The sequence below is a fragment of the Lacticaseibacillus porcinae genome, from assembly GCF_003946305.1.
GTDB classification, from domain to species: domain Bacteria; phylum Bacillota; class Bacilli; order Lactobacillales; family Lactobacillaceae; genus Lacticaseibacillus; species Lacticaseibacillus porcinae.
The window spans coordinates 39,847-54,168 of record NZ_RHNS01000009.1; the positions used below are offsets into that span (position 1 = coordinate 39,847).

The 14,322-nt window shown below is 48.0% G+C and carries 3 protein-coding genes; 1 reads left to right on the forward strand and 2 read right to left on the reverse strand.

The features are described from left to right. Nucleotides 1-91 precede the first annotated feature (91 nt). Nucleotides 92-1,321 (reverse strand): MBL fold metallo-hydrolase, encoded by a 1,230-nt coding sequence (locus tag EKM92_RS08345; RefSeq protein WP_125709765.1) that lies wholly within the window; start codon nucleotides 1,319-1,321, stop codon nucleotides 92-94. A gap of 304 nt (nucleotides 1,322-1,625) precedes the next feature. Between EKM92_RS08345 and EKM92_RS08350 the strand changes: the two genes are divergently transcribed. Further along, nucleotides 1,626-12,950, forward strand: a complete 11,325-nt coding sequence (locus EKM92_RS08350) for a mucin-binding protein (protein ID WP_125709767.1) — start codon at nucleotides 1,626-1,628, stop codon at nucleotides 12,948-12,950. A 96-nt stretch (nucleotides 12,951-13,046) separates the two neighbouring features. Here EKM92_RS08350 and EKM92_RS08355 read toward each other — a convergent pair whose 3' ends face one another. Next, on the reverse strand, nucleotides 13,047-14,321 hold the full coding sequence (locus EKM92_RS08355) for an ABC transporter substrate-binding protein (RefSeq protein ID WP_125709769.1): 1,275 nt from the start codon (nucleotides 14,319-14,321) through the stop codon (nucleotides 13,047-13,049). Nucleotide 14,322: the final 1 nt, after the last annotated feature.

A 14,322-nucleotide genomic window follows, 5' to 3' on the forward strand; every position in this document is an offset into this window, starting at 1 on the left:
GTACCCTATAACCCTACTCCGTTTTCAGAAAAAATGTAAGCAAAAAAAGCGCCATGTCGCACGCTTTCTGTAAACAATTTCGCTAAAATGTCTAATCTTGGGCATCTTCTGGCTCATCGACGGAATAAAATAAATCTTTTTCAGGCTGTAAAACCATTGCCAAGGTTTGTTTATCTAACGCTTCCGCTTCTAATTCCGGCTTAAAGGAGTGCCATGGCACCACGATCTCTGGGGCAATCATTTTGCACAGTGCGATCAAGTCGTCTTTGGTCGCATGCCCGGTGCAAGATAAATATTGAATCGGGATCTGGTGTTGCTTCAAGAAGTCGAGCATTTCTTGGAAGTGAGGATCGTAATCGCCTAATGGCACACCGTTAGAATGTAAATAGACGCTGACAGGTAAGTCGGCTAAATCGCTGAGGTTTTCAAAACTATTTTCTAAGACGTAGCGTTCAGGGTGTGCTTTGAGATCGTCGCCATCGACGTGATCAGGTTCAATGCCGGCAACATGCTTGATGACTTGTTGCGAAAGCTTCGTCCAAGCGATTTGGCGATGGTGTTGATGCGCAGTTGTTTGGAAGCTGACCAAGCGTTCCCAGTTGCGGACATAAGGATTGAGGACGACCAGTTGTTCCGCGTTGTCCAAGGCTTCGCCGAATGCAGTTTGCAAGGTGGCTTCCGTGTAAGGGGTGGCAGGGTGTTGGCTGTCTTCAACTGGTGTGTCGCTGTCAAAAGAAAACGTCGTGCCTTCCAAAAACAACATTTTGACATGTTGTTCATGCATGACTTGCGCCCAGCGGTTGACGCGGTCGCGATGGGGACCGTTGAGCCGGACGTCACCAGAGTGAACATAAGTGTGGTCGCCATCAGAAATCGCCAGTGCCATGATGCCTGGTTCGTCGTGATCTGAGCGATAACCAGTGACAGTTAAATCGCCCACTGTCAGCGGTTGTTCAGGGTTTAAGGCGTGTAAGTTGTTCACTGGCTTCTCATCGCCAGCTGCGATCAGCGTCTGATATAACTTCAAACTCGCAGGGCTCATATAAATGGGAACGTCCTTGGTGAGATATTGCAACGCACCCATGTGATCGATGTGCAAATGCGAAATGACGATTGCTTCATGTTGGTATTGATCTGGCAGGTTGTGGAAAAACTCTGGTAAGTTCGGCAACTTACCGGCATTGATGGATTCATCGATGGTTTCACCAGTTAAGTCTGCTGCCACGCCAAAATCGGTGATGATGCGGCTGGTGTCTGTGCTGATTTCGACAATATTGCCGCCGATGGTGTGTAACCCATTTAAAAATCTGACGCTGGTCATTGGTCTACCTCCTCGTTTGTAACAAAATAGCTTAACACTTTTTAGAAACTGGTGCTAGAAAAAATGTTTGCTTCGAAATTAAGGTGCCACGTTGATGACCCGACAAATATAAATTGTTTTGTAGACCAATTTGATGCTTTCGCCATTGATTGCTCAGATTCCGACAATGTTTCATATTTTCTTTTTGATTTTGATGTGGTAAATATGTGTTATCTCAATTGATAAAGGAGGACGGCGAACTGAGAATAGGTGAGATTTTTTGGTTGGTAGTTGTGATCATGCAACTATACCAATGGAGGGTAATATGGAAAAAACCGAGACAAAGCGTCAACGTTTTGTTGCCGCTTTGACCGAAAAACAGACACATTATCGCCTGTATAAAAGCCGCCATGGTTGGTTAGTGATGGGGATCACCACCATTGGATTGGCGGCAGGCTTAGCTTTGACGCCACAAGTCGTCAAAGCTGATGAACAAACAGCGGATGCTGGGGTGACAACATCCGTTGATTCAAGTGGGACAAATGATACAAGTCCCGACGCCGCGACTGAAGCACCAGTAACAGATCCCAATGTCGTTGATGGTGCAGGGGATGCAGCTTCAGTGGCGGATCCGGCACCTGCAGCTGAGGATACGACGGCAGATTCGCAACCAGTGAATGTAGCTGAGCCGTCCACACCTGACCCAGCGACAACACCGAGTGCCAGTGAATCTGCGCCTGCACCAACTCAGACAACTGAGGCACCAGCAAGCACCCCTGAAAGTTCTACTGGTGTGACCAATACGTTAACGCCGAGTGATGGTACTAATACTGATCAGACGTCTGCTAGCTCCGGTGCGTCGCAAGATTCGACCACATCTGATCCAACTGTGCAGCCAGCTGATGTTACGCAACCGGCGCCACTTGCGCTAGCAGATGTTGCGGCGCCGAAGACCGTGATCCCTGCTCCAACGACACCTGATAGCGCGACGATTACTGAACAAATTCGCACTGATGGCTTGACTCTTAATGTGGTGAATTCACCTGAAGATGGTGTATCGCCAGATGGTAGGTATCGGATCGCGGCTGCTTGGGTGACCACGCAACCGCCTGGAGAGCCGTTGTATTCTGCTGCGAGAAATGCGTGGAATGCCAACCCAATGTGGTTGAGCAACTACAATATTTCAATCAGCAATATGCGTTTGATCGATGGCCACTGGGAAACGACCGCAGCTTCGGTCGTTACTTTTACCATTCCGCCGCAAGTGGTGGTCAATAATACTGGGATGCCGCTGAATACTTCCGCAAATGTTAATTCGACGATGTTGCTGACATTTATGGGTGCTTCATCGTCGGACAGTCCCAATTTCCAACGGAATGAGTTAGCTGTACAAGCGATTCCGGGAACCAATAATATTCAAGTGCTGGGACAAACATTCACGGTTAATATTGCAGATATGAATCCGAATGCTTCATGGATCAACATTCGCAATCAAACCTTGTTAATGGCTGATCCCTCAACTATAATGTTTCAGCCTTGGGTCTCACTTGGCGTCATTACTGCGCCAAAAACTGTGCAACTGACTCCAACAATCGATACCCATGATCGTGGTGCCACCACGTTATCAGGGACCGGTACTGAGGTCGGCAATACGATCACGGTTTACAGTCAAGATAGCAGTAAAACAGTGACCACCGCTGTTGACGCCAATGGCAATTGGGCGATCAATCGAAGTGCAGCTGGTTTTGGCGATAATGAACGCTTGTATGTGATCGAAACAAACAACCTCGGCGATAAGCCTGGAGCAGTTTCAGATCAGGAATGGGCATACAACAAAGAAAACATTTACTATATCGACGTTGATCACAATCCGCTTGGACAAGCGACTCAGCAAGTCTTGTGGACGAATATTTCAACGATCGCCTTTGATGCCAATGGTAAGTTGATCTTTACGACGCATTGGACGCCAGTTGATGAGCCAATTTTTCCAGCGTTTACGCTACCCGACTTACCGGCGTATCCTGATTTATATCCGCGTCCTCGAGTACTGCCAGCAGAACGTTCACAAGGACCAGGCGCGGACATTAATCAAATCGTTCCGTATCTTTATAAATGGTTGGAAATCAAACCTGGAGACACGATCCCTGAAGACTATAAAGATGTCACCATCGACGCTTTGACTGCTGAAGTCCACCGAACGGTTTCATTCGTCACCAATACTGGGGAAGTTTTGCAACCGCCAGTTGAGGAAACCTTGACGTTTACTCGAACAGCAGTGTTGAACGTCGAAACCAAACAACTCGATCATTACACGGATTGGGTGCCCGTAACCAGCGATATGTTTGACCAAATGGATCGACCGGTATTTGACGGATATTTCACCCCAACGGCGAAAGTGGATGAGTATACGGTTGATATCAGCAAATTTGGGGTGTCCGATCAAGATCAAACTGCTGAGTTCGTGTATTTTCCTCGTGATATCGACGTAACGTCCACTGATCCTAAAGATTCTGGTGATCCGATCGACGAAACCTATCCAGATGGTCCAAAGTTCTCGACTGGAACGACAACCAGTGATTTGAATTGGACGAAGAATTGGACGGTTCAATATGTCGCCTACAACGATTTGAATACCCCGTTAGCAGCGGCGACGCATCAAAGTGAAAGCTTCAAACGTAATGCCACGGTGCATTTTGACTTGGATAGTCAGGTGTCGAGCGTTGATTATTCCGATTGGACGCTGAGTGGGGATCCGTATACCACGGTGTCGAATTTTCCTAATATCCGCGGGTTTGTGACGACGCAAACGTCAATTGATCCGCCTGCTGTGACGCCACCGGCAGATGCTTCTGGTTCTGGTCAAACGCAAACGGATTATATCAAATATTATCCGTCAAACGTGGTGGTACAACCACCGGCACAGCCTGATGGCCCAGTGTCAGTGACACCTGGTGGGCCGACGGTGCCTAGCGATGATCAAAGTCCGAAGTATCCATCAGATCTGGAAACCTCTGATTTTGTCAAAACGATTACCCGGACAATCAACTTTGTCTTGAGTGATGGCCAGCCGAGTCCGATCCCACCAGAGGTACAAACTGTTTCATTCAAGCGAACTGTTTCATATAATTACGCTGCGAGTTTGACGAATCCAAGTATCAGTTATGGGGATTGGGAGCCTTATGATACGTCGGAGTTTACTGAATTCACCAATCCGACGATCTCTGGGTACTTCACGTTGACACCAACAGTTCCAACTTTACCAACTACCGTGAATGGCACGAATGAAACGGAGACTGTTGTTTACTATCCAGATACTGTGAAAGTTTCAGGAAGCGATCCTAAACCTGAAGGGGAGATCATTGATCCCGCCTATCCAGAGGGACCGCAGTATCCATCAGGCGTCGACACTGATAACTTGACGTTGAGTGTACCAGTCGTGATCCACTATGTTGAAGGCGTCGACTTGAACAATCCATTACTTGGGCCAACGACGCAACAAGTGACATTTACTCGTGATGCGACGATCAAGTTTGCCCCAGATGGCACACCGACGATCACCTATGATGCATATCAACCTGATAGCCAAACTTCTGCAGGATTAGCGACGATTCCAGAAGTCCCTGGCTGGGTGGCAACGGTCACTGATTTAGCTGGGATCGAAGTGAAACCTGATTCTGGAAAACTCGATCAATACGTGAAATATTATCGCGCCGTCGTCGTTGTCCAACCACCTGCTGAACCTGATGGCGAGATCACTGTCACGCCTGGCGCCAATACCGAGGCAGATCCAGATAGTCCGAAGTATCCTGCAGTGATTGACAAGTCTGAATTTGTGAACACCGTGACGCGGACGATTCAATATCTGGATACCGTCACCGGTGATCCAGTTTCCTCGACCGTGACGCAAACCCTGAGCTTCAAGCGAAAAGTTGATTACAATTATACTGACGATGTATTGAATCCTGAGGTATATTACGAGCCGTGGGAACCTTATACGACGTCAGAATTTGAAGCTGTGGTTTCGCCGACGGTTGCTGGCTACTTCACCTTGACTAAACAAGTCGATGCGTTGACGACGCAAGCAGAAAGTAAGTTAGAACCAGTGACGGTGCTTTATTACCCTGACACTGTGAAAGTCCCAAGTACTGATCCGAAGGCACCTGGAGATTTGATCGATGAGAAATTCCCACAAGGGCCGCAATATCCTGAAGGCGTTGATCAAAATGATTTGAATGATACGGTCAAGGTCACGATTCATTTTGTTGATGCCCGTGATCAAAGTGTTGAACTACAACCATCAGTGACGCAAACTGTGAACTTTGCCCGCGATGCGACGGTGCATTTTGATCAAGACGGAAAGGCAACAGTCACCTACACCGATTGGACGCCTGACACGGCGACAAATGATGGGTTAGCGACGTTGCCTGCGATCGATGGTTATGTGACCACGCAAACCAAGCTCGATGGTTTAACGGTGAAAGCACAAGCTGCAGATGGGGATCAATACGTGTTGTATTATCCTGTTAAAGTCACGGTTGAACCACCAGTGACACCTGATGGCGAATTGAGTGTTAAACCAGGCGATCCGACAGTACCTGGGGATGAGCAAGCACCGAAGTATCCAGCAGACTTGAAAGCTGATGACCTGGTATCTGAAGTGCAACGGATCATTCACTACACCGATGAAGCTGGCGTGCCAGTAATCAAAGACGCAGAGCAATTCGTATTCTTCAAACGTTCAGTGACCTATGATTATTCAAATCCGCAGAATCCTGTGCCGACTTATGGGGCGTGGGAGCCATACACTGACGGGTCGTTTGAAGCAGTGCCTAGCCCTGTGTTAGCGGATTGGTTCACGGCAACAACAGTCGTACCTGCTGCTCCAGCAATCGCCGAAGCAGCACCGATCGTTGAAACGGTGACCTACAGTCAACGCTTCGTCACGGTCCAACCTGATGGCCCGTATATCGGCAATACCAACAAAGAGTTGCTGAATGAATCCGTGACGCAAACCATTCACTATTTGAAACCTGATGGCAGCTATGCGGCGCAAGATCACGTGACGACCTTGGCCTTCACGCGGACTGCCACGGTGAATGCAGAAACTGGCGAGGTGATCTCACTGGGGTCTTGGACGCCGACGACAACAGATACTTTTGATGAAGTTGTCAGCCCGGCCTTCCCAGATCTGTTTACGGATACGAAGACGGTCGTTGCAACGACAGTGAAAGCAGAAGATGGCGATATTGATGAAACCGTTCAATATGATCCGCGGTTTGTCACGGTGCCACCTGATGGCCCATTCATCGGTGAAACCAGCAAGGAACTGTTGAACACTGAAACGACTTTGACGATTCATTATGTTGATCAAGATGGGAACACAGTAGCGCCAGATCACACCGCGACCTTAGCCTTCACCCGCACTGCGACGGTGAATGTGGAAACGGAAAAAGTCGAATCCTATTCTCCATGGCAGCCGGTAACGACGGATAGTTTTGACGCAGTGGCCAGTCCTGTTTTATCGGATCTGTTTACCATTGATAAAACCGTTGGCCCGATCAAAGTGACTGATCCTGAACAGCCGGTTGAAGAAACTGTGGTGTACAACGACTTGTACTTGACCGTCGAACCTGACGGCCCATATGTCGGCGGCACCAGCCAAGAATTGCAGAATGAAACGGTCACCCAAACGATTCATTATGTCAAAGCTGACGGTAGCGTGGCGGCACCTGATCATGTGGCCACCTTAGCCTTCACGCGCACAGCAGTGATCAATGTGGAAACTGATACAGTGGATCATTTTGGTGAGTGGCAACCAGTCACTACTGATACTTTTGATGCAGTGATCAGCCCTGATGTCGCAGATCAATTCACCGAAACTAAGCAAATTGATGCGACGCAAGTGAAAGCTGATGACAAAGACCCTGAAGAAACCGTGCATTACAACGATTTGTATGTGGTCGTCCAACCAGATGGCCCATATCTTGGCGAAACGACCAAAGAAGATCTGAATGAAGCTGTCACCCAAACCATCCATTATGTCGATGAAAATGGGGCGACTGTTTCACCAGATGTGTCCAAGACGTTGACCTTCACGCGAACTGCGACGATCAATGTTGAAACTGGTGAGATCGTTTCGCATAGTGATTGGACGCCGGTCACGACGGATACGTTTGACGCCGTGGTCAGCCCGTCGATCGATGATTTGTACACCACTAAAAAAACAATCGACGCAGTCACCGTCAAAGCTGATGCTGTTGATATCGTCGAAGATGTGGTTTACCATCCGTTGATCGTCACCGTTGGTCCTGATGGCCCTTATGTTGGCAATACCAGCAAAGAGTTGTTGAACCAAGAGGTTGTGCGGACGATTCATTATGTCGATGAAACTGGCAAGTCAGTCGCAGAAGACAACGTGAAGTCATTAGCCTTTACGCGCACCGTCAAAGTCAACGCTGAAACTGGTGAAATTGTCGATGAAGGGACCTGGACACCGACGACGACAGACACTTTTGATGCCGTTGATAGTCCGGCCTTGGATAACTTGTATACCGAGCAAAAGACTGTTGACGCCGTGAAAGTGACGGCTTTACGAGATGACATCACCGAGACTGTGACCTACAAAGATCTCTATGTCACCGTCAAACCTGATGGGCCGTATGTTGGTGAAGCGACTAAAGAAGCGCTGAATCAACAAGTGACGCAAACCATCCATTATGTGGATGCGCAAGGCAACACAGTGGCACCAGATCATAGCGATACCTTGTTGTTTACCCGCACTGTGATCGTGAACGCTGAAACTGGCGAGATCACGGATCAAGGGACTTGGACGCCAACGACGACTGACACCTTTGGGGAGGTGGTCAGCCCGACCTTGCCTAACTTGTACACGACTGACAAGAAAGTCGACGCCATTCAAGTGAAAGCAGAAGATGCGGATCTGCAAAAGACGGTCACGTACAATGATCTGTATGTCACGATCCAACCAGATGGCCCAGATTATCCAGGAAATTCTGCTTACGACCAACTGAATCGAACCGTTACGCAAACCATTCACTATGTCAAAGCCGATGGTAGCGAGGCTGCGCCTGATTCAGTGAAGACTTTGACCTTCACCCGAACAGCTAAGTTCAATGTTGAAACGCAAAAAGTCGAAAGCTACTCCGACTGGACCGCTGTTGATGGGGATACGTTTGCTGAAGTGGTCAGCCCTGATGTCAAAGATCAGTTCACTGCCACCAAGTCGATCCCTGAAACCAAAGTTACTGCAGAAACTGCAGATATCAACGAAACGGTTCAATACAACGATTTGTATCAAGTCGTGCAACCAGAAGGCCCAGATTATCCAGGCAATACGACGCAAGACCTTTTGAACAAAACGGTGACGTCAACCGTCCACTATCTCAAAGCTGATGGCAGTGTTGCGGCACCAGATGATGTCCAAACCTTGGCCTTCAAACGGACTGCGACGATCAACGTTGAAACTGGTGAAATCGTCGGTTACGGCGATTGGCAAGCAGTTGACGGTGATACCTTCAAAGACGTTCAGAGCCCGACGTTCGCTGACGAATTCACAACGGATAAAGTGGTCAAAGGTCAACAAGTTACTGCTGATAGAAAAGGTCCTGAAACCACTGTGCAATATCAACCTAAGTTCGTAGTCGTCCAACCAGAAGGACCTGATTATCCAGGTGATTCCAGTCAAGACCTTTTGAATCAGACAATCACCCAGACGATCCATTATGTTGATGGTGAAGGAAAGTCGGTTGCTGAAGCGCACGTGGCCACCTTGGACTTCACTCGCACAGCAAAAGTCGATCTTGAAACTGGTGCAGTGGTTGAGTGGGGTGATTGGCAGCCAAAGACAACAGATACCTTTGTTGAAGTCATCAGTCCAACAGTCACAGATCTGACGCCTGACAAGAAACAAATCGTTGCCACCAAGGTAACTGGTGAATCTAAGGACATCGAAGAAACGGTGACTTACAGCAGTTTGTACGTCACGGTGGAACCTGATGGCCCATTCATTGGCGATACCAGCGAAGATAAGCTTAATCATACCGTCACGCAGACGATTCACTATGTTTTAGCAGATGGCAGCGAGGCGGCACCTGATGCAGTTCACACGTTAGCTTTCAAGCGCACGGCACAAGTGAACGTTGAAACAGGCGAGATCTTGAGTTACGGCGATTGGGAAGCAGTGACAACGGATACCTTTGACACCGTGGTCAGTCCAACTTTAACGGATTTGTTTACGACGACCAAGCAAATCGACGCGATTAAAGTTGATGGCGACACCAAAGATATTGTCGAAACCGTCGATTATCGGAACTTGTATGTGATCGTCAAACCTGGGGATGGTTATCCAAATGATCCGACTCTCGGCGACACCATCGAACACAACTTGATCGTCGATACGATTCGCACCATTAAGTACGTGGATGAATCAGGCAAGGAAGTCGCGCAAGAATATTCAACGCGGCTGACTTTCCAACGCACTGCCAAAGTGAATGTTGAAACTAACACTGTTGAAGAATACACGCCATGGGATCCGCTGAATGACACATTCCCAGAAGTGACGAGTCCGGCAGTTGCGAATATGTATACCACGCAAAAGACACTGCCTGCCATTCCAATCAAGCCAGGTGATGCGGACATTCCGGAAACTGTGACGTACAAAGATCTGTACGTGAATGTTAACCCAGAAGGCCCGACGTATCCAGATGGCGTCACTAAAGACGATTTGAATCAAAGTGTCACCCAAACGATCCATTACGTTAAAGCTGATGGGAGTGTTGCAGCCCCTGATCATGTGGTCACATTAGCCTTTACGCGAACGGCGAAATACAACCTGGAAACAGGCAAAGTTGAAAGCTACTCGGATTGGACTGCGGTGAATGGTGATACGTTTGCTGAAGTATTGAGTCCTGAAGTCACGAATCAATTCACAATCACCAAGCAAATCGATGCGAAGACGGTGAAAGCGATGGATGACGACATCACTGAAACCGTTCATTACAACGATTTGTACGCTGTCGTTGAACCTGATGGCCCGTACACTGGGGAGGCGACGAAAGACCTTTTGAATGAATCGGTCACGGCGACGATCCACTATCTCAAAGCTGATGGTAGCAAAGCCGCTGACGACGATGTGCAAACCTTGGCATTCAAGCGTACTGCGACAGTCAATATGGAAACTGGGAAAATCGTTGATTACGGCGATTGGACACCAGTAACGACCGATACCTTCGATGATGTGGACAGTCCGATTTTGGCAGAAGAGTTCACCACGGATAAGACAATCAAAGGTCAGAAGGTGGTTGCCGACGCGGCGGACATTGATACGACGGTTCAATATCAAACTAAATTCATGACAGTTCAACCTGAAGGCCCAGACTATCCAGGTGAATCAGGCCCAGACCTTTTGAACAAGACGGTCACACAAACGATTCATTACGTTGATGTCGACGGGAAGACCGTTGCAGATGATCACGTGGCGACGTTGGACTTCACGCGGACGGCGAAAGTCGACCTTGAAACTGGCAAAGTGGTTGAGTGGGGGGCTTGGCAACCGAAGACGACCGACACGTTTGATGAAGTTGTGAGTCCAATTGTTGTTGCGCTTACACCAGATCACAAGCAAACTGTGCCTGCGAAAGTGGCGATCGATGATCCTCAAGACGTTGAAACTACCGTGACCTATAGCAATCTGTATGTCACTGTACAGCCAGAAGGACCTGATTATCCAGGTGAAAGTAGCGCGGACAAGTTGAATCATACTGTGACGCAAACTATTCATTATGTGAAAGCTGACGGTAGTGTTGCGGCACCTGATTCCGTCCAAACGTTAACCTTCAAGCGTACGGCGCAAGTGAATGTCGAAACCGGCGAGATCTTGAGTTTCGGTGATTGGGAAGCAGTGACAACTGACACGTTTGAGGAAATCACTAGTCCTATGTTTGACGACTTGTTTACGGATACCAAGCAGATCGATGCCGTGAAGGTGGATGGCGATTCTACAGATATTGTCGAAACCGTGACGTATCAAGATTTGTATGTCACTGTGAAGCCTGATGGCCCATATACCGGCGAGGCGACGAAAGACTACTTGAATCAATTTGTGACGAATACGGTTCATTATGTTGACAATAATGGGAAGACTGTTGCCGATGATTATACGCAAACGTTGGCGTTCACTCGTACCGCCACCGTCAATGTTGAAACTGGTGAAGTCGTTGGAACTGGCGACTGGCAGCCAGTGACGACGGATACGTTTGCTGATGCGACAAGTCCAACTGTCGACAACCTGTTCACCAACGAGAAACAGGTCAAAGGTGTTCAAGTGAAAGCCGAAGACGCTGATCTTGAAACAACAGTCACGTATAACGATTTGTATCTCGTTGTCCAACCAGAAGGCCCAGATTATCCAGCTGGCACGAGCAAAGATGATCTGAATGAGGCTGTGACCCAAACCATTTATTATGTGAATGAAAATGGCGACATCGTTTCACCTGATGTGACCAAGACCTTGAACTTTACGCGGACTGCGACAATCAACGTCGAAACTGGTGAAGTTGTCAGTCACACCGGTTGGCAAGCAACGACGACGGATACCTTTGATAAAGTAGTCAGCCCTGAAATTGCCGACTTGTTCACGAAACAAAAGGCAGTTGATGCGGTAACAGTCAAAGCTGATTCAGATGACATCACTGAAAATGTTGTCTATCAGCAATTGATCGTGACAGTCAAACCGGATGGCCCGTATACCGGCGAGGCGACGAAAGACTATCTGAATCAATCCGTGACGAATACGGTTCATTACGTTGATGCAAATGGCGATCCAGTTGCCGATGATTCTACGGAAACTCTGGCCTTTACTCGAACAGCCATTGTCAATGTTGAAACTGGTGAAATTGTTGAAACAACTGACTGGCAACCTGTGACAACTGATACCTTTGCGGATGTGACGAGTCCAACGATCGACAATTTGTTTACCACCGAGAAGCAGATCAAAGGTGTTCAAGTCAAAGCAGAAGATGCTGATCTTGAAACTACGGTCACTTACAACGACTTGTATGTGATCGTCCAACCTGATGGCCCATTCATCGGTGATACCACCAAAGACCTGCTCAATCAAACCGTCACGCAAAAGATTCATTATGTTGACGCAGATGGCAAACCGCTTGCACCTGACTACACCGCAACTGTGACCTTCAAGCGCACGGCAACAGTGAATGCCGAAACTGGTGAGATCCTCGAATTTGGGGCATGGACTCCGGCAAGCGATACCTTTGCTGCTGTTCCAAATCCAACGTTGAAAGGGTACACGACGGATTCACAAGCAGTCAGTGCCCAAACAGTGACCTTCGCAAGTGATGATCTGGTGACGACGGTGATCTACAAAGCTGTGACCGCACCGAAGCCAACGCCGAAGCCTGACCAAGGCAAATCAACACCGAACACCAACACCCAGCAAATTGGCCCGGCAGTGATCACACCAGCTAGTGCTGGTACCACTGCAAGTCAAATGCCACCGACCAGCGATGCGCAGAATACCAAACTGTCGCTTCTCGGGTTGATCGTAGCAAGCTTTGCAACTGTTGGCGCATGGTTTACCACCCGCAAACAAAAGAAAGGAGCCCGTCGCTAAAAACTAAATCTAGTAACAAACAGGCGCACACTGCGCCTGTACATAAAAAAGAAGCCTTCAACCAACTGGCTGAAGACTTCTAGTCACAAGCAAGCGTTACTTGTTGTTATTATCTTTGATGATCTTCTTGGTTTGAGTCTGTAAGTTGCCCATTGCTTTTTCTGGGGTTTCGTTCTTGGTGAGCATGGCATCAACCGCACTCAACAAGTCAGTACGATATTCAGAGAAGCCGATGAAGGCAGTGGATTGGAAACCGAAGTCCAAGGAGTTAACGGCTGCTTTATCAGCAGGGTTCTTGTCCAAGAAGGCTTGGTAGCCGGAATCTTTAACAGCAGACTTAGTCAAAGGCACATAACCAGTCTTTTCAGACCACTTGATGGTTTCTTTCTTGGAAAGCAAGAACTTGATGAAGTCCGCGCCGCCTTTCTTTTCAGAAGCAGAGGCGTCTTTGAACATCACGATATCGTTACCAGCAAGTTCAGTGGCTTTGTTGCCTTTATAAGTTGGCAAAGCCATGGTTTCCCAAGTGAAGCCTTTAGGCGCATATTGCTTCATGCTGGAGATACCAGCTGAAGAGCCAACATAGAACAAAGCTTTGCTAGACGTGAAGGTCCGATCGCCGTAAACATCTTCGCCGGCAGTCTTGGCTTCTTTGTTTTGAACCATGTCCCAGATGAAGTGGGTCGCTTCAAGGGTCTTTTTGGAGTTCAAGTTAGGCGTTAAGTCAGTGGAAACTAACTTGTTGCCGTTTTGCTTGGCGAGGCCTTCAAGTTCCATATCAAAGGACTTATCAAAGCTGATGCCGTAAATGCCGTCAGCTTTGACTTGGGCAGCGTCTTTTTGGACTTCTTCCCAGCTAGTTGGCACAGACATGTTGTACTTCTTCAACAACGTTGGGTTGTAGTACATGATCCGCACAGACTTAGAGAATGGCATGGAGTAGTACTTGCCTTGGTACTTGGAAGAGCTTAAGAAGGCTGGATAAATGTCAGACAAGTCGGACTTTTTGATGTAGTTATCAAAAGGTTCGATGAAACCATTTTTCACATAATCAGGCACAGTGGTGTAAGTGGTTTGAGAGATCGTTGGCAACTTGTGCGACTTGGCACCTGCCATGATCTTTTGTTGTAAGGCGGTGTAGTCGCCTTGCGCGGTGCCGACCACTTTGTACTTGGATTGCGACTTGTTGTAGTCACTGATGATGCTGTTTAAGGCTTTGGCATAAGGGCCGTTCATCCCATGCCAAAAGGTGATTTTGACTGGACCGGAACTTTTCGTTGAAGAACTAGAGTTGCCACAAGCCGTTAAGCCAGCAGCCAAACTAACAGTGAAAACGGCGAGTAATGCTTTGACCCACGATTTCTTTTTCATG

What these genes read in the sequence shown, in the direction of transcription:
- EKM92_RS08345 (WP_125709765.1), bottom strand. Translation starts at nt 1,321, where the DNA reads ATGACCAGCGTCAGATTTTTAAATGGGTTACACACCATCGGCGGCAAT.
- EKM92_RS08350 (WP_125709767.1), top strand. Translation starts at nt 1,626, where the DNA reads ATGGAAAAAACCGAGACAAAGCGTCAACGTTTTGTTGCCGCTTTGACC.
- EKM92_RS08355 (WP_125709769.1), bottom strand. Translation starts at nt 14,321, where the DNA reads ATGAAAAAGAAATCGTGGGTCAAAGCATTACTCGCCGTTTTCACTGTT.